This is a genomic window from Alloalcanivorax sp. C16-2, assembly GCF_046507615.1.
Classification (GTDB): Bacteria; Pseudomonadota; Gammaproteobacteria; order Pseudomonadales; family Alcanivoracaceae; genus Alloalcanivorax; species Alloalcanivorax marinus_A.
In genome coordinates this window covers 1801825-1825308 of the sequence record NZ_JBKFTL010000001.1, presented here as the reverse complement: position 1 = coordinate 1825308, position 23484 = coordinate 1801825, and the positions used below count along the sequence as shown (strand labels likewise).

17 protein-coding genes are annotated in these 23484 nt (G+C 69.2%); 5 read left to right on the top strand and 12 right to left on the bottom strand.

What is annotated here, in order from left to right:
• The first annotated feature begins 54 nt into the window (after positions 1-54).
• Positions 55-1290 (top strand): NADH:flavin oxidoreductase/NADH oxidase family protein, encoded by a 1236-nt coding sequence (locus ACLD02_RS08450; RefSeq protein WP_203100747.1) that lies wholly within the window; start codon positions 55-57, stop codon positions 1288-1290.
• Between the two features lie 180 nt (positions 1291-1470).
• Here ACLD02_RS08450 and ACLD02_RS08445 read toward each other — a convergent pair whose 3' ends face one another.
• From ACLD02_RS08445 to ACLD02_RS08425, 5 genes are all read right to left on the bottom strand, one after another.
• On the bottom strand, positions 1471-2652 hold the full coding sequence (locus tag ACLD02_RS08445) for an ABC transporter permease (RefSeq protein WP_410298438.1): 1182 nt from the start codon (positions 2650-2652) through the stop codon (positions 1471-1473).
• Positions 2649-3767, bottom strand: coding sequence for an ABC transporter permease (locus ACLD02_RS08440; protein WP_410298437.1), 1119 nt, complete (start codon positions 3765-3767; stop codon positions 2649-2651). Before ACLD02_RS08440 ends, ACLD02_RS08445 begins: the two co-directional genes overlap by 4 nt.
• 1 nt (position 3768) lies before the next feature.
• Complete coding sequence (locus ACLD02_RS08435; protein WP_203100744.1) at positions 3769-4746, bottom strand: HlyD family secretion protein; 978 nt, start codon at positions 4744-4746, stop codon at positions 3769-3771.
• Positions 4743-6125 (bottom strand): TolC family protein, encoded by a 1383-nt coding sequence (locus ACLD02_RS08430; RefSeq protein WP_410298436.1) that lies wholly within the window; start codon positions 6123-6125, stop codon positions 4743-4745. Before ACLD02_RS08430 ends, ACLD02_RS08435 begins: the two co-directional genes overlap by 4 nt.
• A gap of 79 nt (positions 6126-6204) precedes the next feature.
• Positions 6205-8730 carry an ATP-binding protein gene (locus tag ACLD02_RS08425; RefSeq protein WP_203100742.1) on the bottom strand — a complete coding sequence of 842 codons (2526 nt, stop codon included), beginning with the start codon at positions 8728-8730 and terminating at the stop codon, positions 6205-6207.
• 101 nt (positions 8731-8831) lie between these two features.
• Here ACLD02_RS08425 and ACLD02_RS08420 point away from each other — a divergent pair, with 101 nt between their 5' ends.
• Positions 8832-9455 carry a hypothetical protein gene (locus ACLD02_RS08420; protein WP_410298435.1) on the top strand — a complete coding sequence of 208 codons (624 nt, stop codon included), beginning with the start codon at positions 8832-8834 and terminating at the stop codon, positions 9453-9455.
• 183 nt (positions 9456-9638) lie between these two features.
• Here the strand turns inward: ACLD02_RS08420 and ACLD02_RS08415 are convergent, their stop codons facing one another.
• Complete coding sequence (locus ACLD02_RS08415; RefSeq protein WP_203100739.1) at positions 9639-10517, bottom strand: AEC family transporter; 879 nt, start codon at positions 10515-10517, stop codon at positions 9639-9641.
• Between the two features lie 91 nt (positions 10518-10608).
• Here ACLD02_RS08415 and mnmC point away from each other — a divergent pair, with 91 nt between their 5' ends.
• Together mnmC and ACLD02_RS08405 are read left to right on the top strand one after the other, a co-directional pair.
• Positions 10609-12471: a bifunctional tRNA (5-methylaminomethyl-2-thiouridine)(34)-methyltransferase MnmD/FAD-dependent 5-carboxymethylaminomethyl-2-thiouridine(34) oxidoreductase MnmC gene (gene mnmC, locus ACLD02_RS08410; protein ID WP_410298434.1), complete on the top strand. Its 1863-nt coding sequence runs from the start codon at positions 10609-10611 to the stop codon at positions 12469-12471.
• Positions 12472-12483: 12 nt separating this feature from the next.
• On the top strand, positions 12484-12876 hold the full coding sequence (locus ACLD02_RS08405; RefSeq protein WP_410298433.1) for an MAPEG family protein: 393 nt from the start codon (positions 12484-12486) through the stop codon (positions 12874-12876).
• 289 nt (positions 12877-13165) lie between these two features.
• Here the strand turns inward: ACLD02_RS08405 and ACLD02_RS08400 are convergent, their stop codons facing one another.
• From ACLD02_RS08400 to smc, 6 genes are all read right to left on the bottom strand, one after another.
• The gene (locus ACLD02_RS08400; RefSeq protein ID WP_410298432.1) at positions 13166-13405 is read right to left on the bottom strand and encodes a YheU family protein; all 240 of its coding nucleotides are present in this window, start codon (positions 13403-13405) and stop codon (positions 13166-13168) included.
• Positions 13406-13418: 13 nt separating this feature from the next.
• A complete protein-coding gene (locus tag ACLD02_RS08395) occupies positions 13419-13847 on the bottom strand; it encodes a hypothetical protein (RefSeq protein ID WP_203100733.1) in 429 nt (142 codons plus the stop codon).
• Positions 13848-13859: 12 nt separating this feature from the next.
• Positions 13860-14438 (bottom strand): hypothetical protein, encoded by a 579-nt coding sequence (locus ACLD02_RS08390; RefSeq protein WP_203100731.1) that lies wholly within the window; start codon positions 14436-14438, stop codon positions 13860-13862.
• Positions 14439-14550: 112 nt separating this feature from the next.
• Positions 14551-16893: an NAD-dependent DNA ligase LigA gene (gene ligA / locus ACLD02_RS08385; RefSeq protein ID WP_203100729.1), complete on the bottom strand. Its 2343-nt coding sequence runs from the start codon at positions 16891-16893 to the stop codon at positions 14551-14553.
• Between the two features lie 192 nt (positions 16894-17085).
• Positions 17086-18111, bottom strand: coding sequence for a cell division protein ZipA (zipA, locus tag ACLD02_RS08380; protein WP_410298431.1), 1026 nt, complete (start codon positions 18109-18111; stop codon positions 17086-17088).
• 73 nt (positions 18112-18184) lie between these two features.
• Positions 18185-21691: a chromosome segregation protein SMC gene (gene smc / locus ACLD02_RS08375; RefSeq protein WP_410298430.1), complete on the bottom strand. Its 3507-nt coding sequence runs from the start codon at positions 21689-21691 to the stop codon at positions 18185-18187.
• A 354-nt stretch (positions 21692-22045) separates the two neighbouring features.
• Here smc and dbpA point away from each other — a divergent pair, with 354 nt between their 5' ends.
• The gene (dbpA, locus tag ACLD02_RS08370) at positions 22046-23428 is read left to right on the top strand and encodes an ATP-dependent RNA helicase DbpA (protein WP_410298429.1); all 1383 of its coding nucleotides are present in this window, start codon (positions 22046-22048) and stop codon (positions 23426-23428) included.
• Positions 23429-23484: the final 56 nt, after the last annotated feature.

Here is a 23484-nt window from a genome sequence, read left to right as displayed (position 1 = left end):
CCCGGCATTCCGGGGCACACTGCGCGGGCCAGTTCATCGAGTGCGAGGACCGCCATGACCGTCACCCTGGAACAACCCCTGACCCTGCCCTGCGGGGCCGTTCTTAAGAACCGCCTGGCCAAGTCGGCCATGAGCGAGACCCTTGGCACGCCGGGCAACCGGGTCACGCCCCGCCTGCCACGCCTGTACCGGACCTGGGCGCGGGGTGGCACCGGCCTGCTGATCACCGGCAATGTGATGATCGACCGCCATGCCCTGGGCGAGCCCTGCAACGTGGTGGTGGAGGACCGCCGCGACCTGCCGCGTCTGCGCGACTGGGCCCGCGCCGGCCAGGAAACCGGCGCCGCCATCTGGGTGCAACTCAACCATCCGGGCAAGCAAGCACCGGCGGCGCTCAACCGGCGCTCGGTGTCGCCCTCCGCCCTGCCCTTCGAGGACCCGGGCCTGAAACGCTTCTTCCACACCCCCAAGGCGCTCAGCGTGGCGGAGATCCAGGACATCGTGCGCCGCTTCGGCGAGACCGCCGCGATCATGAAGGAAGCGGGTTTCGATGGCGTGCAGATCCACGGTGCCCACGGCTATCTGGTGAGCCAGTTCCTGTCGCCACGTCACAACCGGCGCGAGGACGAGTACGGCGGCAGCCCGGACAAGCGCATGCGCTTCGTGCTGGAAGTGTACGACGAGATCCGTGCCCGGGTGGGCGACGATTATCCGGTGTCGATCAAGCTCAATTCCGCCGATTTCCAGAAAGGCGGCTTCGGCGAGGAGGAATCCCTGGCGGTGGTGGAGGCCTTGGCCGCCCGGGGCATGGATTTGATTGAGATTTCCGGCGGCACCTATGAGGCGCCGCGCATGGCCGGAGCCGGGGTGCGCGAATCCACGCGCCGGCGCGAGGCGTATTTCCTGGAGTACGCGGAGCAGGTACGCCGGCGGGTGGCGGTGCCGTTGATGGTGACCGGCGGTTTCCGCTCCCGGGACGGCATGGCGGCGGCACTGGCGGACGGCGCCACGGATCTGATCGGCCTGGCGCGGCCGCTGGTGGTGGACCCGGCGTTCAGCCGGCGGCTGCTGGAAGGTGAGGCGGTGACCAGCGCGGTGGCGCCGATCCGTACCGGGATTCGCGCGGTGGACAACGCGGCGATGATGGAGGTGTCCTGGTATACGCTGCAGTTGGCGCGCATCGCGCGGGGCAAGGCGCCGATGGCGGATGCCGGTGGGCTCAGTTCGTTGCTGAAGGTGGCCGGCGTGGTGGGCTGGCGGCGGCTGCGGATGGGGCGGTTGCGGGCCTGATTTGGGGTTCGGTACGAAGGCTGGGTTCTCCAGCCGGGCCGCGTCTTGGTGTGGCCCCCTTTTCGGGAACGCCGTGAACCCGTCCATGGGGGCTCCCGGTCAAACATCCTGTTTGACAGGGTCCCGAAAAGGGGGCCACACCAAGACGCTTCGAGGTGAACGTCAACAGTGGTTCGCCCGCTAGTTGGTTGGGGGGGATCGCGACTGAAGCGGTACCCAGAGCGGTTGTGGGGGGCGGCGGTGGCGGGCGAGGAGTAGCAGCAGGAGGCCGTAGCCGAGGCATTGGGCCAGCATCAGCGTGAGCTCCGGCGCCAGTTCATGGGGGGCGGCGCCCATCTGGTTGAGCTTGAGGAAGGCCTGGATGCCCGGGGTAGCCGGGACCAGGTCCGCCAGCCAGCGCAGCGCCGTGGGCAGGCTTTGCGAAGGCCACACGAAGCCGGCGCAGAACACGATCGGCAGGGACGAGACCAGCACCACCAGGGTGGGCCCTTCGAGGCGGTTCACCGCGTAACCCAAGGCCAGGGCGCACAGGCCGGTGGCGGTCAGGAACAGGGTGGCCAGGGCCAGCAGCGCGATGGGATCGGCGTGGCGCGGCACCTGGTAGTACTGGAAAAAGACGCCGAAATAGAGCATCGCGAACAGCAGGTAGATGGCCACGAAGTTGAGCAAGCGCAGCGGCAGCGCCAGGCGCAGCGGCACGGCGGCCTCGCCCTGCCCGCGCCGCCAGCGGTCGCGGGCGGTGAGGCAGCCGGCGGCGATCAGCAGGGTCTGGTGCAGGATCAGCACGAACACCGCCGGCACCACGTAATCGATATAGCCCTCCAGCGGATTGAAGGCACCTTCGCGTACCAGCCGTACCGGCTGCAGTTCGCCGGGGATGCGCGTCATCTCGCGGCCCTGCATCAGGGCGCGGCGGGCCTGGGTTTCCAGGCTCAGGGTGGTGCCGGCGGTGAGCAGCCCTTCCACCACCCGGCTGTAGATCAGGAAGTAGCTGGCGTCGCCGGCGTAGCTGAGCGTGGTGGGCCGGCCCAGCATCAGGTCGCGCTGAAAATGGGCCGGGATCACCAGCAGGCCGTGGGCGCGGCCCTCGGCGATCCATTCCCGGGCCTGGTCCTCGTCATCGAGCCGGGCCACCACCCGCACCTCCGGGGTGGCTTCCACCCGCCGCGTCAGCTCCCGCGCCAGGGCGGAATGATCCCGGTTGACCACCACCACCGGTTGCTCGCCGGGCACGTTGTGGCGGTATGGAAGCGGGTACAGAAAGGCATAGAACAACACCCCGCCGAGCAGCACCATCATCACCGCGGAGTCGCGGTACAGATAGCGCCACTCCTGGCCCCAGGCCCGCGCCAGCCGGCTCATGAGGCACCGCCCCCGGGCAGGGCCCGGACACTGAGCGGCAACGGCGCCAGGAACAGCAGCAACGCCACCAGTGGCGGCCACAGGGTGGCGAAGGGCGCGGCGTGGTCGGCCACCGCCACTTGCAGTTCCATGTAGTGGGTGGAGGGCATCAGCGCGCCCCACCACCAGGCCAGGGTGTTCATGTCGGCGCGCGGGAAGGTAATACCCATGAAGGCGAACGCCGGCGCCAGGTAGGCGGCGCAGGCACTGAGCGCATGCAGGGGCTCGGGCATCAGTGCCACGATCAGCACCGCCATCGCCTGCACGGCGAGCACGGTGAGCGCCAGGCCCAGCAGCAGCCAGCCCCAGCCGCCGGCCGGCTGCCACTCCAGAAACACGGCGAACAGGGCCAGCATCAGCAGCCCCTGCAGCCAGAACACCAGGCCCAGCGGCGCCAGGGTCGAGGTCATCGCCTTCAGCCGGGCACCGTTGCCGGCCGGCAACGGCGCCCGCCGCAGCCGCCAGAACACCGCCAGCACGGTGGCCACCACCAGCAGCACCTGCCACATGGCGGGGGCGATGGCGGTGACCAGGAAACGGGCGTAGCTCATGGCCGGGTTGAACAACGACACCACCTGGGGGCGCACCGCCTTCACCGCCAGGGCCACACGCGGTGCCGGGTCGCCGTGGGCGAGGCGCAAGGCGGCCCCGGCCCGGGCGCCGTAGTCGCCCACCGCGTCCACCAGGGCGGAGCCGATGAACTTGCCGGCCAGCAGGTACTGGGTGTTCTCAAAGGCCGCCAGCCGGGGGCTGCGCCCCTGGCGCAGATGGCCGGCGAAGTCCTCGGGAATCACCAGGGTGGCGAGCACCTCGCCCCGGCGCAGGGCGACGCGGGCGCCCGCCAGGGAGCGGTATTCCCGGTGCACCGCCAGCCCGGGGCTGGCGTCCAGGGCGCGGATCAGCGCCCGGGAGGCGCCGCCCGGGTCCAGGTTGACCACCGCCAGGGGCAGATCCCGGGGCGCGCCCTGGGCGAAGATCGCCAGGAACAGCAGCGTCGCCAGGGGCGGCAGCCACAGGCTCAGCAGGCGCAGCCAGGGGTCCTCGCGCAGCGCCTGGCCGCCATCGGGCAGCGCCATCTCAGGGCTCCGCCTCCAGCAGCACGCTCATGCCGGGGCGCAGGCCATCCACCGGGGTCCTGGGACGCAACTCCACCTCGAAGGTGCGCAGGTCGTAGTCCTGGCCGGCGCCGGTGGCCCGCCAGGTGGCGTAATCACCCCGGGCGGCCAGATGGGAAACCTGAAATTCCGCCTCCCGGTCCAGAGCCGGTATCGAGAGGGTGAACACCTCCCCGGGCTGGAACCGGGCCAGGTGATCCTCACGCACGTTGAACACCGCCCAGGCGTCGTCCAGATCGGTGAGGGTCACCACCGGGAAGCCCTGGGGCACCAGTTCGCCGGGTTGCAGGGCAACGTCGTCCACTTCGCCGGCATGGGGAGCGGTGACGCGGGCGTCGTCGAGCAGTTCCTGGACTTCCTGGCGCAGGCTGGCGGTGACATCGCCGGTGGCGGTGCTGGCGTCGCGGGCCTCGGAGCGCGGCCCCGCCTCCGCCAGCTTCAGCACCTGGCCGGCGGTGACCCGGGTTTTCACCGCCACCTGCCAGGCGGTATAGGCTTCGTCGAGCTTCTGACGCGCTACCACGCCCTCGTCGGCCAGGGCGCGCACGCGCCGGTAGGTGGTCTCGGCGAGCTGTTCGGCCACCTTGGCCTTCTCGAATTCGCTGCGCGCGGCCTGGATCTTCTCTTCCCGGGTGCCGCCTTCCACGGCGCTGATCAGGGCGGAGGATATGCGGTCCAGGGCGTCCACCTGGGCCAGTTTCTGCTCCAATTCCGGGCTGTCGATGGTGAACACCGGGTCGCCCTTCGCCACCCGGTCGCCCTTGCGCACCAGGGTTTCGGCCAGGCGCCCGGGCACCTTGGAGGAGACCAGGTACTGGCGGGCTTCCACCTGGCCCTGCAGCAGCGGCGTGCGCGGGCGATAAGCGTTCCAGAAGGCGGTCGCCAGCAGCGCCACCGCCACCACGGCCACCAGGGCGATCAAAACGGCGCGCGCTTTCATGGTGTCTGTTCCCCTTGTTCCTGATAGTCGATAAAGCGCCGCACCTGGCCGGTGAGCGCCATCACCCGGGCCAGCGCCACCACATAGCGGAACGCCGCCGCCTGGCGGTGGGTGCGCGCCGCGGACAGCGCCGTTTGCGCGTCCACCACGTCCAGCGAACGGCCCAGCCCTTCCTCGAAGGCGCGCTGGCGCAGGTGCAGATTTTCCTCGCCCAGCTCGATCTGGCTGGCCAGGGTGCGGTATTCGTTCAGGGCACGGCGTGCCTCCCGGTACTGGCTTTCCAGCATCACCGCCAGCTCCCGGCGGGCGCCGGCGCGCAACCGCCGTACCCGCTCCACGGCGGCCTCGGCGGCGCGCACCTTGCCGCCACGCCCGGCCCGGTCGAGCAAGGCGAAACGCACACCCACGCCCACCATCCAGTCCGGGGTCAGCTCACTGATCAGGGCATCGTCCTCGTGCAGGTTGTAGCTGCCGTACAGAAACAGGTTGGGGTGGAACAGTCCCCGGGCCATGTCGCCCCGGGCGCGGGCGCCCTGCTCCTTGAGGGCCAGCAGCCTGAGGCCGGGGTGATCCTCCAGGCGTTGCTCGAGCGCGTCGTCCTCGGGCAGTGGGTGGACGAACAGTGGCGAGGCGGGAGTCACCGGCGTTTGCGCGTGCACCAGACGGGTCAGGGCCAGGCGGGTGATGTCCCGTTTTTCCCGGGCCGAGGCCAGATCGATGCGCGCCTGGTCGTAGGCGGCCTGGGCGGCCAGGCGCTCGACACGGGCGATCTGGGCATGCTCCTCGAGCCGGCGGGCGGCCTCCAGGTGGCCGGCCAGGGTGTCGGCGGCGGCCTGGCGGGTGGCCACCAGGTGCTCGGCGGTGACCAGCCCGAAATAGGCGCCGACCAGCTCCAGGAAGCGGGCGCGCCGCAGCTCCTCGCGCAGGGCGCCGGCTTCGTCGCGGCCCAGCTCCAGCAGACGGCGCTGGCCGTGCACGCGCCCGCCGGTGTACAGCGGCCAGAACGCCAGCAGCGAGGAACGGGCGATGTCGCGATCGTCGGTGAGCGGCGTGCTGAACACATCCGGGCCGCCCAGCAACTGCACCAGCAACTGGCCGGCACTGGTGCCGGCGAGGCTGTCCAGCGGCTCCAGATCCAGCACATTGAGTTCCGGTCGCCGGTCCAGGCGGGTATAGGTGCCCAGCAATTCCACCTGGGGCAGCAACAGGGCGCGGGCGGAATCGGCCAGGGCCCGGGCGCTGTCCTCGGCGGCGGCACCGGCGGCCAGGTTGTCGTCCTCGGCGAGCAGACGGCCCCAGGCCTGCTCGAACGTCAAGGGCGCCGCCCCGGCGCCCATGGTGGCGGCGCCCATTAACAGCACCGCCAGAAGCCTCCACATACTCACTCTCCCTGCCCCACCCCGAAACCGGCTCGATGGAAGGAAACATAATAACACCGGGTGATTACCGGTTCCCGGATCAGGCGGTCAAATATTGATGCAGCGCAGCCTGCAAGGCGCTCAGTGTGAGCGGCTTGATCAATTGCCCGTCCATGCCCACCTCCTGGATGCGCTCGGCGTACTCGGGCATGACATGGGCGCTGAGCGCCAGGATCACCGCGGGCCGCCAGCCGTTGTCCCGCTCCAGGCGGCGCATGCGCCGGGCACTCTCGAAACCGTCCATGACCGGCATGTCCAGATCCATCAGCACCAGCCGGTAGGCACCGCCGCCGGCGGTGAATTCGGCCAGGGCCCGCTGGCCGTCGTCGCTGAGCACCGGTGCCGGTACACCAAGCCGCTCCAGGTAGCCCCGGGTGACCATCTGGTTGACCGGGTTGTCCTCGGCCACCAGCACGCGCAGCCCGGCGCGGTCGTCCTCCGGCTCGCGCCGGGACAGCAGAGGCACCTGGCCCGGGCCACTGTCGCTGAGCAGTTGCAGCAGCTCCATGACGGTGAGGACCGAGCGGCGCACCAGGGTGATGTCATCGCGCATCACCACCTCGCCGCTTTCGCGCATGCCACACAACAACAGTGGCCGGAAACCGGCGTTGCGCTGGCGGGCCGGGCGCAGTCCCTGGTCGAGCAACACGCCATCGGTGACGCCGTTGACCAGCAGGTGGGTGGCGTCCGCTTCGGCCAGGGCGGCACGGGCGCCCTCCTGATCGGTGACCACGCGCACGTGGGCGAAACGCCGGTCGCCGTCGATCAGGCCCTTGAGATTGCCGACCTGGTCCCAGATCAAGGCCGGCTCCCGGGGCGGCTCGGGCATCGGCACCGGCGGCGCGGCCACCGGTACGGTGAGCGCGAAGTGGAAACGGGCGCCCTGCCCCGGAGCACTGCGCAACTGGATCTCGCCGCCCATCAGACGCACCAGCTCCTGGCTGATGGACAGCCCCAGGCCGGTGCCACCGAAACGCCGCGCCACCGACGCGGACGCCTGACTGAAGTGCTGGAACAGGCGGCGCTGCTCCTCGCGGCTCATGCCCAGGCCGCTGTCGGCCACCGAAAACGACAGGATCACATCGTGCTGGCCGGCCCGTTCACAGCGGGCGCGTACCCGCACCCAGCCGTGGCGGGTGAACTTCACCGCGTTGGCGATCAGGTTGATAAGCACCTGGCGCAGGCGGGTGGCGTCACCACGCACCCGGGCCGGCAAGGCCGGGTCCACGTCCACCAGCACCAGGTCACCGTTGTCGCTGGCCGGCAGGCTGAACATGTGGGCACACTCAATCACCAGGGCGGCGGGATCGAATTCACCGATATCCAGCTCCAGCTTGCCCGCCTCCAGCTTGGCGTAATCGAGCACGTCGTTGACCAGGGTATTGAGGGTTCGCCCGGCGTTCTCGATCAGGGCGATGTAGTCCTGCTGGCGGGGCGAGGGATCGGTTTCGCGCAACAGTTCCGCCAGCCCCAGCACACCATTGAGGGGGGTGCGGATTTCATGGCTCATGCGCGCCAGGAACTGGCTCTTGGCACGCACCTCGGCGTTGCCCCGCACCGCCCGGGCGGTGATGCGCAGGAACAGCAGGCTGGCCGCCAGCACCAGGGCGTAGGCAAGGGCCAGGCCGGCCAGCATCCAGGCGGTGTCGCGCACCACCCGATCGTGGCCGTTGCGGGCCAGGGCGCCGGCCATGTCCACCGAGGTACGCGCCAGCGCCCGCAGGCCGGCCAGTGGGCCATCGGCCCGGGCCAGCCCCTCGCGCCAGGACATCGACAGGTCGCCGGACAGGTCCACCGCCTCGCTGCTCCAGCGCAGGTAATCGTTCAAGTCGTCCCGGACCTGATTCCAGCGACGCTGCAGCACGGCCATTTCCGGGCCGTCCGGGGCGGCCAGTTGCTGGTCCACGTCGGCCATGGCCTCTTTCAACTGCTCGCGGGCCCTGTGGAATTGATAGAGGGATAACGGGTCCAGGGTATTACCGGTGGTGCCGCCATACAGCAGCAGCGCGCGCACCACGCCGAGGTGGCGGCGCACCTCGCGCAGGCCATTGAGGGGCAGCACCAGCGCGCGGCCGGGGCTGGCCAGGCGGCTGTCCGACAGGTGCGACAGATACAGCACCGCCGCCAGGGAAGCGTGCAGGCGACCATCGATCTGATCCAGAGCCCGGAAGGGCGCCAACACGCCCCCCACGGCGGCACCCGCCTCCATGGCCCGCCAGGCCCTCTCCACCCCGGCGACGATGTTGGCCAGGTCCGGAGTGCCCTCGTTTTCCATCGCCAGCCGATAGCTATCAAGGCGCTGATCGGCCTCGGCCACGGCGGCCTGATAGCGGGCCGCCAGCTCCTCGGACGTGCTCACCGCCGCCGCCGCCGCCAGATCCCGGCTCTGCTCCAGGGGTTCGCTGGCGCGCAGGCCGGCGGCGAACACCAACAGATCCGCCTGCACCTCATGATGACGATCGTGCAGTTCCAGGCGGTACTGATATAACAGCGTGGCCATCACCACGAACGGCACCGTCACCAGTGCCACCAGCAGCAACACCGCGGGAAACCGTCGTTGCTTCATCACACCTGCGTCCTCCCTGGTCGCGCGCGGGGTCAGCGGGGCTTGCGATGTTCACACCGAAAGCGCCAGACTAACGAAGACCGCGTGACAGGATGGTGTTCATGTATCTCCGGGGTGTCCAGATCCTGCCGGCATTATTGATTGTTGTACTGGCTGGCGGCTGCGCCAGCCCGCCACCTACCGCCACCATACCCGAATTGCGCGCCCGCGACGCCGTGGACCGCACTCCTCCGGCGCCGGCGGCGATGCCCGCCTGGCTGGCGGCGGCCCAGGCACCGCCGCGCCTCGCCGGCCTGGACCGCGACGGTGAGATCAGCAACGACGACCAGGGCTGGCGCCGCTGGGTGTACGGCGATCCGAACCGGCGCCTCACCCTGACCCTCTATGGCCTGCCCGAAGGCTGGCAGGATCTGGACGCCACCCGCCTTGTCTCCGGACATTACGGCCAGTTGCGCCAGCAACGCGTCAATCGGGTCTACAACAGCGACGATCTGTCGTTACGCGTGGTGCGGGAACGGCTGTTCGACCTGGAGGGGCATGTCACCGCCAGCGGCGCCTACCTGATCAATCGGCCAAACCGCCGGCCTCTTTACGAAACCCTGCTGCTGACCGTGGACGGCGACCGCTTCATCCGCATCGAGGCGGCCAGCCGGGAGGCGGACACCACGGCGCTGTTGCGGCTGAGCAAGCGGGCGCTGGCCGAGTTTCGGGCGTTCGAGCCGTGATCGTGGCGGATTCCGGGTTGGGTTTTCCATCCGGGGCGCGGAGCGGCGTGGCCCCCTTTCCGGGAACGCCGTGAACCCGTCCCTGGGGGCTCCCGGTTTGACATCCTGTCAAACAGGGTCCCGGAAAGGGGGCCACGCCGCTCCGCTCCGGGGTAAGCCGCGCCGGCGGTTTTTGGAGGAGGATTACGGCAAGGCCACGGCAAGAAGGAGCGGCAGGGTCAGGAAGGACAGCACGGTGGAGAACACCACCATGGCCGCCACCTCCTCCGGCCCCTGCCGGTAGGTCTGCGCCAGCAGGTAGTTGAACACCGCCACCGGCATGGTGGACTGGATCAGGATCACGCCTCTCAACACCCCCTCCACGCCGGCCAGCTCACACACCAGCCAGGCGGCGGTAAAACCAAGCACCAACCGCAGCACGGCGAAACCGGCGCCGGGGCCGAGATGGCGCACCCGCAACTGGGACAGCGACACGCCCAGGGTGATCAACATCAGCGGGATAGTCAGATTGCCGATCAAATGGACGCTGTTGAACAGCCATTCCGGCAACCGCACCCGGAACAGCACCATGACCACGGCGATCACCACCGATACCAGAATCGGATGACGGAACAGCTTCCAGGACAGCCCCTGGCCGCTGACCACCGCCAGCCCGAAGGAGAACTGCACCACCGAGGTGAGCATCATCCAGGCCAGGGCCAGCGCCAGACCGTGCTCATCGAACGCCAGCATCGACAATGGCAGGCCCATATTGCCGGTGTTGGGGAACATCATCGAGGGCAGGAACACGCGCAGCGGTCGTCCGCACAGATGCAGCACCAGCCAGGCCACCAGTCCGGTGAGGGTGAGCACCGCCAGGAACAGACCGGTGATGCGCGCCAGGGCGGCCAGGTCCAGGTCGCTTTTGCCCAGGGTGGCGACGATCAGGCAGGGGGTCGCCACGGTGGTGACCAGGCCGGTGACCATGCGGGTGTCGAAAGGCCGGCCGGTGCGGCCCCAGAACAGGCCCACGCCAGCGCAGGCCAGCACCGGCGCCATCACCGCCCAGATTTTAGCGATCATGATATTATCCTCGCCCCGGCGCGCGACGCCGGGCGCATCCCGATTCAAGCGGCCCGATTCAAACGGCGTAGTCTGAGGAGCCGGCTCCCACATGTCCAACGGCGATTTCGCCCCGATCCAACCCGCCCAATTGCACTGGCAGGAGCACACGCCGGTGGCCCGGGACTTCGACGACCCCTACTTCTCCCGCCAGGACGGCCGCGCTGAAAGCCACTATGTGTTCCTGAACGGCAACCGCCTGGCGCGGCGCTTCGCCGCCCTCGCCGATGGCGACCGCTTCGTGATCGGCGAAACCGGTTTCGGCACCGGCCTGAACATACTGCTGGCGGCGCGCCTGTTCGCCGAACAGGCCCCGACCGGCGCGCGGCTGGAACTGTTCTCGGTGGAGAAGCACCCGCTGCGGGCCGGTGACCTGGCCCGGGCCCTGGCCCACTGGCCGGACCTGGGCGCCCCGGCGACCGAATTACTGGCCCAGTACCCACCGGCCTCGCCGGGTTACCACCGCCTGACCCTGGCGGACAACATCGGCCTGACGCTGATGTTCGGCGACGCGGAGGCTCTCTGGCGGCTGTGCCCGGCGCGGGTGGACGCCTGGTTCCTGGATGGCTTCGCGCCGGCGCGCAACCCGGCCATGTGGCAACCGGCTCTGTTCGAGCAGCTCGCCGCCCATAGCCGGCCCGGTGCCACCCTGGCCACCTTCACCGCCGCCGGCGCGGTGCGCCGTGGGCTGGCGGAGGCCGGCTTCCAGGTCGAACGCATCGACGGCTTCGGCCACAAGCGGCACATGGTGGTGGGCACCTTCGGTGCCGACCCGGCGGCCTGGCGGCCCGGACGTCAGCGCCGTGGCGAGGCGCTGGTGGCCGGCGCCGGCCTGGCCGGGGCCACCGCCGCCCGGGCCCTGGCGGAGCGCGGCTGGCGGGTCACCGTGGTGGACCCGGCGGGCATCGCCACGGCGGCCTCCGGCAATCATGCCGGGGTGGTCTACAGCACCCCCAGCCCGCACCTCACCGCCCAGAATCGTTTCTACCAGCTCAGCTATGGCCATGCCCTGCGCTGGCTGGCCCGGCACCGCTTCCCGGCGGACGGCCAGGGCGCCCTGAACGGGGTGATCCAGCACTATGTGGACGACAAGCAGCGTGCCAAGATCCGCGCCGCCGCCGACAGCGGCGCCTGGCCGGACTCGCTGCTGCTGGCCGGTGACGACCGCGCCGAATTGCGCGGCGGCGGCTATCTGAACCCGCCGGCCTGGTGCCACGCCCTGCTCGACCACCCGGCGATCCGGGTACGGCGGGCCGCCGTCACCGCCCTGGCCAGCGGCACCCCGGCCCGGGCCACCCTGGACGACGGCGAGGAGCTCGCCGCCGACGCGGTGGTGATCGCCACCGCCGGCGCCGCCCGGGACATGAGCGTGGACGGCGCCACCCTGGACTGGCTGCCGCTCAAGCTGATTCGCGGCCAGGTGAGCTACTGCGCGGCCACCGAAGCCAGCGCCGCCTGGGAGCGGGCCCGCTGCCATGGCGGCTACCTGACTCCGGCCCTGGACGGCCTGCACTGCGTGGGCGCCACCTTCGATCTGCACGACCCGGACCCGGCGCCCCGGGACCAGGACGACGACGCCAACCTGGCGCAACTGCGCCACCACCTGCCGGACTACTGGGCGGAGCTGGGCGGCGACGGCATCCGGGTGGTGGATCGGCGGGTGGGCCTGCGCTGTCAGAGCACCGACTTTCTGCCCCTGGCCGGCCCGTTGCCGGACCCGGCCAGTGACGACCTGGCCGCCCTGCCCGGCCTGTGGCTGAGCATCGCCCACGGCAGCCGGGGCATCACCGGCACGCCGCTGTGCGCGGAGATCCTGGCGGACCGCATCAGCGACGCGCCGCCACCGGCGGACCGGCCATTGCTGGACGCCCTGGACCCGGTCAGATTCCTGAAACGACAACGAAAAAAACGATAACGAGGTTCGCCCATGTTTCCGATCACCGCCCTGTACGCCGCCCTGTGCGGCCTGTTGGTCCTGGCCCTGGCTTTCAACGTGGTGCGCTACCGCTTCGGCCGGGGGATCTCCCTGGGCGACGGCGGCGACACGCGCATTACCCGGGCGGTGCGCGCCCATGGCAACGCGGTGGAATACATTCCCCTGGCGCTGATCCTGGTCGCGCTGCTGGAGGGCAACAGCGCCAACGCCTGGGCGCTGCATCTGTATGGGGCGCTGCTGGTGCTGGGGCGGGTGGCTCATGCCTGGGGCATGACCGGGCCGGGCAGCGAGGTGAACAATTTCCGCAAGCTCGGCATCATCGCCACCTGGACGGTGTTCCTGGTCGCCAGCGTGCATTTGTTGGTGGTGGCTGTGGCGTACTGAAGCGGCGGTTCTCCATCGGGGCCGCGTCTCCGTAGTGTGGCGTTGGCGGTCAGATTGTGTGGTAGGAGCGACTTCAGTCGCGATGAAGCTGGCACGGCGATGATCGCGACTAAAGTCGCTCCTACCGCACTACTGGACGCTACCTCGTAGCGTCTCGTCGTGGTCCCCCTTCCGGGACCCTGTCAAACAGGATGTTTGACCGGGAGTCTCCAGGGATGGATTCACGACGTTCCCGGAAGGGGGACCACGACGAGACGCGGCCCGGATGGAGAACCAAGCCAGAAGGCCGCTACAAGCCCAGCTCGCGGAGCTGCTCGCGGGTCATGACGGAGACGGTTTCGGTGGCTTCGTCGAACACCACGGCGGCCTCGCCGCGTTTCAGCTGCGCGCGCACCTGCTCCACCTTGGTGGCGGTGGCGACTTCCTGCTCGCCGTAATCGGTGCCGTCGCGGGTGACGAATTCCTCGATCAGGTTGTCCAGGGTGGCGCGGTCGATGTCGGACCAGGGCACGATGATCGGCATGCTCATAAGCGCAATCCGTTTAAACCATGTTGCCTTCCCGGGACCATTCGCAGCGCACTCGCAGCGGCTCGTCCGAGGGTTCGTGGTAATCGTCGGCGCTGTCCCACAGGAAGGTGTGAAAGCCGGCCAGCTCGGTTTCCAGGTGCACCACGGCGCTGACCCAGTACATGCGCTTGAGCAACCGTTCGAACTTGGCGATCCAATGCTCCCATTCGTACTCCACCGCGCGGTAGGACATACCGAAGTGGATCACCTGGGTCTGGAAGCCGGCGCCGCTGCCCGGGTCGCCGGCGATGGCGAACATGTCCTGGCTGAGGAACGGCCACTCGTCCGCCTCCGGCAGCTCGCGCAACGCGCGGCGGTTGTGGAAACAACTGGCCTTGCGCTGCCGATCGTCGCCGAACGGCAGGTGTTTGATGCAGCCGTAAACGATGGATTCGTTATCCAAATCGGACTCCGCTCATCGACCGCAACGCTCCAACTGCACCGCGTAGCGGCTGGCCATGTCCTGGGCGCGGCGGGCGGAGCGCTGCATGTAGGACCGGTTTTTCCAGACGCCCCGGGCGTAGCCGCCGTGGCCGGCGTAGTAGGCCAGGTACAGGTGGTAGGCGTCGTTGAGGGCGATGCCGTTGCGCACGTGGCTCTGGTAGTGATACCAGCCAACGAAGTCCACCGCGTCGCCGAAGTCGTCGCGCTTGGCGCCGCCGTGGCCGGTTTCGCGCTGGTACCAGGCCCAGGTGCCGTCCAGGGCCTGGGGGTAACCGTAGGCGCTGGAGGGGCGTTTCCAGGGGATGATGCCGAGCAGTCTGGTGCGCGGTGGCTTGGCGTGGGCCTGATAACCGGATTCCTTGTAGATGGTGGCCATCAGGATCGCCACCGGCACGCCATATTCCTTTTCGCTGCGCTTGGCGGCCTTGTACCAGTTGTTGAACCAGCCCCCCTTCTGATCGAACACCGCGCAGACGTCATCGATGTGGGTGGGGGTGGTGGCGCAGCCGCCGAGCAGCAGCAGCGTCAGCGCCAGAACCAGGACGCGCATGAAAGGACCTCACGATTTCGGCTTGGCGACATGGTAACCGGCGGGGCGGCGGGCCGCCATCCTGGTGGGCGTGGCGGCGGCGCGGCTTCAGCCGCGATTGCCCGGGCCGCGCTCATTGTTCCGGCAAGGCGATGCCGTGGCCGGCCAGGAAGTGGACGAAGCTGTCCTCGTCGATGACCTCGACGCCAAGCTTCTCCGCCTTGGCCAGCTTGGAGCCGGCGGCCTCGCCGGCCACCACCCGGGCGGTGTTCTTGGAGACGCTGCCGGCCACCTTGGCGCCCAGGCTTTCCAGGCGCGCCTTGGCGTCGCTCCGGGTAAGCCGGCTCAGGGTACCGGTGAGCACCCAGGTCTGGCCTTCCAGGGGACGCTCGTCGGCGTCGCCGGCGGGGGCCTTGGCGGCCAGGCCGGCGGCGTAGTCCTCGGCGGCCCGCAGGCGCGCCAGCCAATCATCGGCGCGCAGGCCTTCCTTCAGCTTCTCCAGGGTAGCGGCCTTGACGCCGGTGTCGGCGTCGTCCTCGCCGGCCTCCACCGCCCGGACCAGCGCCTCCAGCGTGCGGTAGTGGCGGCCCAGGGTCTCCAGGGTCTTGTCGCCGACGCCGCTGAGCGGCATGCCCAGGAACTTGGCGCCGCGCAGAAAGCCGGCCAGGGTCAGGCTGTCCACGAAACGGCGCGACGGCACGCCGTCGCTGGCCGGGGTAACGCCGGCGGCAAGCAGTTCGTCGATGACCGTTTCGTTGTGCTCCTCGGCGAAGAAGGCGGCGATGGCCCGGGCCACCTCGCCGCCCACGTCCGGCACTTGCAGGAACAACATCAATGGCGCGTGGCGGATCGCTTCCAGGTCACCGAAGCAGTCCGCCAGGGCCTTGGCGGTTTCCTCGCCGATCTGCAGGATGCCCAGGGCGAACAGGAAGCGACTCAGGCTGTTGCGTTTGGACGCTTCCAAAGCGGCCATCAGATTGGCGGCGGACTTCTCGCCCATGCGCTCCAGTTCGGCCACGTCCTCGGCCTTGAGCTTGTAGAGATCGGCCACGTTGTCGACCAGGCCCTGGTCCACCAGAGCGTCCACCAGCTTGTCGCCGAGGCCGTCGATGTCCATGGCCCGGCGCGAGGCGAAGTGTTTGATCGCCTGGCGGCGCTGGGCGCCGCAGATCAGGCCGCCGGTGCAGCGCGCCACCACGCCGTCGTCGGCGCGCAGTATCTCGCTGTCGCACACCGGGCAGCGTTTCGGCAGATGGATCTCGCGGGCATCGTCGGGGCGCCGTTCCGGCACCGTTCTGACCACCTTGGGGATCACGTCGCCGGCCCGGTAGATCACCACGGTGTCGCCGACGCGAATGTCCAGGCGGCGGATTTCATCGATGTTGTGCAGGGTGGCGTTGCTGACGGTGACGCCGCCCACCTGCACCGGCTCCAGCTTGGCCACCGGGGTCAGGGCGCCGGTGCGGCCCACCTGCCAGTCCACGTCATTGAGCACGGTGAGTTCTTCCTGGGCCGGGAACTTGTGGGCGATGGCCCAGCGCGGCGCGCGGCTGACGAAGCCCAGATCCCGTTGCCAGTCGAAGCGATCCACCTTGTAGACCACGCCGTCGATGTCGTAGTCGAGCTGGTCCCGTCGTTGCTGGATGTCGTTGTAGAAGGCCAGCAGCGCCTCCAGGCCCTGGCAGCGCTTCACCTCCGGGTTGACCCGCAGGTTCAGCTCGCGCAGACGCTCCAACATGGCGGAGTGGGTGTCCGGCCAGGGCTCGCCTTCCAGGCGCGCCACCGAATAGGCGTAGAACTCCAGGGGGCGCTCGGCGGTGATGCGGGAATCCAGCTGGCGCAGGCTGCCGGCGGCGGCGTTGCGCGGGTTGGCGAAGGTCTTGTGCCCGGCCTCTTCCTGGCGGCGGTTGAGGTCGTGAAAGCCGCTGTGCGGCATCACCACCTCGCCACGCACCTCCAGCAGCGTGGGCGGATGGTCGCCGCGCAGGCGCAGCGGGATCGATTCGATGGTGCGCGCATTGGCGGTGATGTCCTCGCCGGTTTCGCCGTCACCCCGGGTGGCGCCACGCACCAGGCGGCCGTTCTCGTAGACCAGGGACACCGCCAGACCGTCCAGCTTGGGTTCGGCCACGTAATCCACCGGCCCGCTCACATCCAGGCGTTCGCGCACGCGCTGGTCGAAATCGCGCAGTTCATCGTCGCTGAAGGCGTTGCCCAGGCTCAGCATCGGCACGGCGTGGCGCACTTCATCGAAAGCGTCCAGGGGGGCGTCGCCGACCCGCTGGGTGGGGGAATCGTCGGTGATCAACTCCGGGTGCGCCTGTTCCAGTTCCTGCAGGCGGCGGAAGGCACGGTCGTATTCAGCGTCCGGCACGGACGGGTCGTCCAGGGTGTAGTACCGGTAGGACCAGTCGTTGAGGGTGGTGCGCAGTTGTTGGATCTCGTCGGCGGGGGCCGGGGTTTTCTTCGAGGTCACAGGGAATCGGGTCCTTGGGTTACGGGTGCCGGATTGTGTCGGGGTCGGGCTGTGCACGGAGTCGGTTCAGGGCGGCCGGCGGGCGCTGCGCTTGGGCCGCGATAACGATCAGGTGGGTTCCGACCAGGCCGTTATCGCGGCTGAAGCGGGGTGCCGCCCAGCCGCTCCTACTGTGTTGCCGTGGGCGGTCGGTCAGGCGCCGTGGGAGACGCGCTGGCGGCGTTCGAATTCCTGCACGCGCTGGCGCAGGTGTTCCATGGTTTGCGGCGTAAGCACGCTGTGCTGTTCGTCCTTGAGCTCGCCGTCCAGTTCTTCCGCCAAGCGCCGACCGATGGCCAGCATGCGGTCCAGGGAGGCCAGCGGTTCGCCGGGGCCGGGCAGCTTCATGAAAAAGGTGATGCCGGCGAAGCCTTCGTCTTCCATGGTGTCGATGTCGAAGGTGCCCGGCTCCACCGCGTTGGCCACGGAGAATTCCAGCTGCTCGCCGGCGCGGGTATCGCGGTGGCGGTGGAAGATCTGCATGTCGCCGTAGCGCAGGCCACCTTCCAGCAGCATGCGAAGCAGGGCCTGGCCGTCGAAGCGTTCCGGGCGGCGCGCGATCAGGTGGAACACGATCACTTCCAGGGGCGGGGCTTCCTGGGCCGGCGCGCGGTTCGTGGTCGCGCGGCGCGGCTCCGGGGCGTCCTCGGCGGTATCATGGCTAAAGCCGCTCCTACCGGAGTCGGCGCCGGTATTGGTTCGCGGCGCGTCCGCGGCGCGGGGCGGCTCCGGGGCCGGTTCGGGCTCGGGCTCCGGGGCCGGCGGTTCGGACGCCGCGCGGCGCGGCGGTTCGGCGGCGCGGGGCGCCGGCTCCGCTTCGGCCTCGCCTTCACCGCCGAACAAGGTGCCCTGCTCGGCGCGGCGGGCGGCGCCCGAATCCGTCGGCGCGTCCGCCGGGTCCATCATCATCGGCGGATCGGCGGCGTCGCCGTCGTCGTCGACGCCGTCCATGTCGATGGACGCCTGGTCGCGGCGGCGGACCCGGGGCTTGCCCAGGTCATGGGGGTAGTCGTCCTCGTCGTCCGCGTTTTGCTGCCCCTTGTCCTTGCCGAAACGGCGGTCGATGCGCATGCGCAGGCGGCCATGCCGCTCGCGGATCATGCGTCGCACGCCATCGGCGAGAATCAGGAGGATCAGAATGACCAGGATGCCAATCAGTGTTTCCAGATTCAGGCCCATGTTGCCTCTTCCTTAGCTTGGCTCGCGTCGCCCAGATTCATCGGATCAATGTGTTCCCGCATTACTTCCCGCATTACATGGCCGCCATTTCGGCGGCTTCGTCCACGTCCACGGATACCAGGCGGGATACGCCCGGCTCGTGCATGGTCACGCCCATCAGGGTGTGCGCCATCTCCATGGCGATCTTGTTGTGCGTGATGTAGATAAACTGTACCCGCTCCGCCATTTCCGACACCAGATTACAGAAACGCCCCACGTTGGCGTCGTCAAGGGGCGCGTCCACCTCATCAAGCAGACAGAACGGCGCCGGGTTCAGTTCGAAGATACTGAATACCAGGGACAACGCCGTGAGCGCTTTTTCACCCCCGGACAGCAAGTGAATGGTGCTGTTGCGCTTGCCGGGGGGCCGCGCCATGATCGCCACGCCGGTGTCGAGCAGGTCCTCGCCGGTGAGTTCCAGGTAGGCGTGGCCGCCGCCGAACACCTTGGGAAACAGCTCCTGGAGCCCCTTGTTGATGCGGTCGAAGTACTCCTTGAAGCGGGTGCGGGTCTCCCGGTCGATCTTGCGGATGGCGTTTTCCAGGGTCTTGAGCGCGTCTTCCAGATCGTCGTTCTGCTGATCCAGGTACTGCTTGCGCTCGGACTGCTGCTGGTATTCCTCGATGGCCGCCAGGTTGATCTGGCCCAGGCGGGCGATGCGCTGGCCGATGCGCTCCAGCTCCTCGGCCCAGGCTTTCTCCTCGGCGTCCTCGGGCAGGTTGTCGAGTACCGTGTTCAGGTCGAAGTGCTGCTCGTCGAGCTGTTCGGCCACGGTCTGGCGGCGGGTGGTCAGGTCCTGCCACTGCATGCGCTTGCCGTTGATGGCATCGCGCACTTCCTGGGCCTGGCGTTCGTGCTGGCCGCGCCGGCCTTCCAGGTCGCGCATGCGGTGCTCCACGTCCTCCAGGCGGCGGCGGGCCTCGGCGAGTTGCTGCTCGGACTCCAGGCGCTGCTCCAGTTTTTCCTCCAGCTGCTCCTGCAGCTCCAGGCCCGGATCGCCGCCGTCGCTGGCCTGGTCCTCGAGCTGCGCCTTGCGCTCGCCGAGGCTGGCCACCTGGGAGGACAAACGGTCCAGGTTCTGGCGCAGGGCATCCGCCTGGGTGCGCGCGCCCTGGGCGTCCATGGCCAACTGGTGGGCCAGGTCCCGTTGCTGGCGCGCCTGCTGGCGGGCATCGTCGAGGGCGGCGCGGGCCTGGTCGCGTTTTGACAGCAGCGCCTCGCGCTCGCCGGAGTCCTGCTCCATGGCGTCCAGGGCTTCCTGGAGCACGGCGCGGGCCTCCTTGATCTGTTGTTCTTCCTGGCTGAGCTGGCCGCGGGCTTCCTCCATCTCGTTGCCGAGGCGCTCGCGGCGCATGGTGATCTGCTCCAGGCGCACCTGGCGGGCGCTGACCTGGGCGTTCACCTCGCCCAGCTCCCGATTCAGGCGGGCCGCCTGGCGCTGCACTTCCTCGCGCTCTTCCTCCAGCTCGGCGATCGCCTCGCGGGCCTCTTCCAAGGCGGCCTTGAGTTCCTCCACCCGGGCCTCGGCGCCGTCGATGGTGCCGGCCAGAGCCTCCAGCTCGCGGCGGCGCTCCAGCACGCCGGCTTCCTGGTCCTGCTCGCGCATCACCTTGAGCCAGTCCGGGCCCAGCCAGATGCCGTCCCGGGTGACCACGGATTCGCCGGCGGCCAGGCGCGGACGCAGGGCCAGCGCGGCGCCCAGATCGTCGGCGGCGTGCACGCCGGTGAGCAGGCCTTCGGGGACATCGCCGGTAACGTGATTGATCAGGGCGTCGGCGGCGGGCGCCCCTGAAGCCGCGGGCCCGGCGGCGTTGGCGTCCATCAGGGTGACGCGGCCATGGGTGAGATCGGCGAGCCAGTCGCCGACCCGGTCAAGGCCGTCGATGACCACCGCCTGCAGGGCATCGCCGAGCACCGCTTCCACGGCTTTTTCCCAGCCTTCAGCCACCTGGATGCGGTCCGCCAGGCGGGCCTGCCGGTCCAGTTCATGGCGTTCCAGCCAGTCGCTGACCGCGCCGTCGTCGCCCATGGCCGCCTTCTGCAGGGCCTCCAGGGAAGTGTGACGGTTGCGGGCCGCCTGCAAGCGGTCGCGGGCCTCGTCCAGCTCGCGGCCGCGCTCGCCGTTCTCCCGGCGCAGCTGGTTGATGCGCTCCTGCAGGCTCTCGGCGCGCAGCTCGCTTTCCTCGCCCTGCTCGCGGAACTCCGCCACCTGCTCCTCGAGCTGGCGCATTTCCTGGGCCAGGGGCCCGGAATCCAGGGATTCCTGCTCCTTGGCCAGGCGCTCCAGGCGGTCGCCCAGGCGCTCGATGGATTTTTCCAGGTGCTGGATGCGGGACTGCTCCACCTCCGCCTGACGGCGGGATTCGCCGGCCTTGTTATTGAACGCTTCCCAGGCCTGCTGCCACTCCTGCATGGCGTCCTCGGCCAGGGCCAGGGCCTCGGCGGCGGTTTCCTCGCGCTCCCGGGTCAGCTCCAGATCCGGCTCCAGGCTGGCCAGGTTTTCGTCCAGTTGGGCCAGTTTCTCGGCGTCGGCGCTCTGGTGGGCCTCGGCCTCCTTCCAACTGGCGCTCACCTGCTCCAGCTCCTCGTAAAGCTGCTGGCGCCGCTCGCGCTGGTGCTGGATGCTCTGCTCCAGGCGCGCCACCTCGGCGCCCAGGGCGTAGTAGCGCTGCTGCACCTGGTTGAAGCTTTCCTGGACGTCGTTGTGGTTCTCACGCAGTTGCTCGATTTCGGCGTCGGCGTGGCGCTGCTCGGCGATGCGCGCCTCCAGGGCCACTTCCAGCTCGCCGATCACCTGATCCAGCTGTTTGACCTGGTTGTCCAGGCCCTTCCAGCGCAGCGCCTTGAGCTGGGCGCTCTTGTGCCGCTCCTCTTCCTTGTACTGCTTGTACTTCTCGGCGGCGGCGGCCTGGCGGCTGAGGCGCTCGAGCTGGCGCTCCAGCTCATCGCGGATGTCGGTGAGCCGCTCCAGGTTCTCGCGGGTGCGGCGCATGCGGTTCTCGGTCTCGCGGCGGCGCGCCTTGTACTTGGAAATGCCCGCCGCTTCCTCGATATAAACCCGCAGCTCCTCCGGCTTGGCCTCGATCAGGCGGGAAATCATGCCCTGCTCGATGATCGCGTAGCTGCGCGGCCCCAGACCGGTGCCCAGGAAAATATCGGAGATGTCCTTGCGGCGACATTTGGTGCCGTTGAGGAAGTAGTTGGACTGGCCGTCCCGGGTCACCTGGCGTTTCACGGAGATTTCGTTGAACTTGCCGTACTCGCCGGTGACGGTGGCGTCGGAGTTGTCGAACACCAGCTCGATGGAGGCCTGGGCCACCGGCTTGCGGGCGTTGGAGCCGTTGAAGATGACATCGGCCATGGATTCGCCGCGCAGATGCTTGGCGGAGGATTCGCCCATCACCCAGCGCACCGCGTCGATGATGTTGGATTTGCCACAGCCATTGGGCCCGACCACGGCGGTCAGGTTGTCCGGAAACAGGGCCGACGTGGGGTCCACGAACGACTTGAAGCCGGCCAGCTTGATGGTTTTCAGTCTCATAGGGTGCGAACCGCGGCCATCGCCGCTCCAACTCGGGCCGAGGGTCCCGCCGGCGGCGGGACCGTGAGCGATCTAAAGCAGACTAGTCTAGCGGCAAGAGGGCTTGAATTCACCCGGCCCGGGGGCTTTTTACGTGTGCTTGCGGTAACCGCTCCGCAGGGTGGAGATCGCCGTAGGAGCGACTTCAGTCGCGATGGCCCGGCGGGTTGATCACCGCTCCGCCAGGCTGATCGCGACTGAAGTCGCTCCTACGGCGTATGGGACGTATGGGACATATGGAACGCATGGCCGGCGGACGGGATGGGGGCGGAAGGTGCTAGAATGCGCGCCCTTCCCTGCTTTCCAGGCCGTGCCATGACCGATACCGATTTCGCTTCCCTGCCGCTGGACGCCGCCACGCTGGCGAACCTGGCGTCGCTGGGCTTCACGGCCATGACGCCGATCCAGGCGCGCAGCCTGCCCGTCATTCTCGAGGGGCGGGACGTGCTCGCCCAGGCGGGCACCGGCTCCGGCAAGACCGCCGCGTTCGGGCTGGGGCTGCTGCATTCGCTGGACCGCCGGGACTTCCGCTGCCAGGCCCTGGTGCTGTGCCCCACCCGGGAGCTGGCGGACCAGGTGGCCCGGGAGCTGCGGCGGCTGGCCCGGGGGACGGACAACATCAAGGTGCTGACCCTGTGCGGCGGCGTGGCCATGGGGCCCCAGGTGGGCTCCCTGGAGCACGGCGCGCAGATCATCGTCGGCACCCCGGGACGAATCGAGAAGCACCTGGCCAAGGGCACCTTGTCCCTGGACGGCCTGAATACCCTGGTGCTGGACGAGGCCGACCGGATGCTGGACATGGGGTTCGTGGACAGCATCGCCGGCATCGTCGAACGGACCCCGGCGCGGCGGCGGACGCTGCTGTTCTCCGCCACCTGGCCGCCGGCCATCCAGACCCTGGCGGGCCGATTCCTGCACGATCCGGTGTCCATCAAGGTGGCCACGGAAGAGGACCGCCCGGACATCGAGCAGCGTTTCTACGAGGTGACGCCGGAAACCCGCCTGGAGGCGGTGACGCGTCTGCTTTACAGCCTGCGGCCCACGTCCTGCGTGGCCTTCTGCGCCACCAAGCGGCAATGCCAGGAGGTGGCGGACCACCTGAACGCCCAGGGCGTCTCCGCCCGGGCCCTGAACGGGGACCTGGAGCAGCGCGACCGGGACCAGGTGCTGGGCCTGTTCGCCAACCGCAGCCTGGCGGTGCTGGTGGCCACGGACGTGGCCGCCCGGGGCCTGGACATCGCCGCCCTGGATCTGGTGATCAACGTGGAACCGGCCCGCGACCCGGAAACCCACACCCACCGCATCGGCCGCACCGGCCGCGCCGGCGAGCGCGGCCTGGCGCTGACCCTGGTGGCGCCGCCGGAAATGCGCCGCGCCCTGGCCATCGAGGACCAGCACCCAGGCACCCTGCCCTGGCACGACCTGGACCAGGTGCGCCCCCACGCCGACCGGAGCCCGCTGCGGGCGCCCATGGCGACCCTGTGCATCGGCGCCGGCCGCAAGCAGAAGCTGCGCCCCGGCGACATCCTCGGCGCCCTCACCGGCGACGCCGGCCTGCCCGGCGACAAGGTGGGCAAGATCACCCTCTTCGACCACCAGGCCTACGTGGCCGTGGACCGCGCCGTCGCCGACAAGGCCCTGCAGCGCCTCCAGGCCGGCAAGATCAAGGGCCGCTCCCTGCGGGTGCGGCGGCTTTAGCCGGCTGCCGTGGAAGGCGTCCCTCACGCAAGGAGCGGCTACAACATGCTGCGTAG

Coding starts and splice junctions, on each gene's coding strand:
- ACLD02_RS08450 (WP_203100747.1), top strand. CDS start 55: ATGACCGTCACCCTGGAACAACCCCTGACCCTGCCCTGCGGGGCCGTT.
- ACLD02_RS08445 (WP_410298438.1), bottom strand. CDS start 2,652: ATGAGCCGGCTGGCGCGGGCCTGGGGCCAGGAGTGGCGCTATCTGTAC.
- ACLD02_RS08440 (WP_410298437.1), bottom strand. CDS start 3,767: ATGGCGCTGCCCGATGGCGGCCAGGCGCTGCGCGAGGACCCCTGGCTG.
- ACLD02_RS08435 (WP_203100744.1), bottom strand. CDS start 4,746: ATGAAAGCGCGCGCCGTTTTGATCGCCCTGGTGGCCGTGGTGGCGGTG.
- ACLD02_RS08430 (WP_410298436.1), bottom strand. CDS start 6,125: ATGTGGAGGCTTCTGGCGGTGCTGTTAATGGGCGCCGCCACCATGGGC.
- ACLD02_RS08425 (WP_203100742.1), bottom strand. CDS start 8,730: ATGAAGCAACGACGGTTTCCCGCGGTGTTGCTGCTGGTGGCACTGGTG.
- ACLD02_RS08420 (WP_410298435.1), top strand. CDS start 8,832: ATGTATCTCCGGGGTGTCCAGATCCTGCCGGCATTATTGATTGTTGTA.
- ACLD02_RS08415 (WP_203100739.1), bottom strand. CDS start 10,517: ATGATCGCTAAAATCTGGGCGGTGATGGCGCCGGTGCTGGCCTGCGCT.
- mnmC (WP_410298434.1), top strand. CDS start 10,609: ATGTCCAACGGCGATTTCGCCCCGATCCAACCCGCCCAATTGCACTGG.
- ACLD02_RS08405 (WP_410298433.1), top strand. CDS start 12,484: ATGTTTCCGATCACCGCCCTGTACGCCGCCCTGTGCGGCCTGTTGGTC.
- ACLD02_RS08400 (WP_410298432.1), bottom strand. CDS start 13,405: ATGAGCATGCCGATCATCGTGCCCTGGTCCGACATCGACCGCGCCACC.
- ACLD02_RS08390 (WP_203100731.1), bottom strand. CDS start 14,438: ATGCGCGTCCTGGTTCTGGCGCTGACGCTGCTGCTGCTCGGCGGCTGC.
- zipA (WP_410298431.1), bottom strand. CDS start 18,111: ATGGGCCTGAATCTGGAAACACTGATTGGCATCCTGGTCATTCTGATC.
- smc (WP_410298430.1), bottom strand. CDS start 21,691: ATGAGACTGAAAACCATCAAGCTGGCCGGCTTCAAGTCGTTCGTGGAC.
- dbpA (WP_410298429.1), top strand. CDS start 22,046: ATGACCGATACCGATTTCGCTTCCCTGCCGCTGGACGCCGCCACGCTG.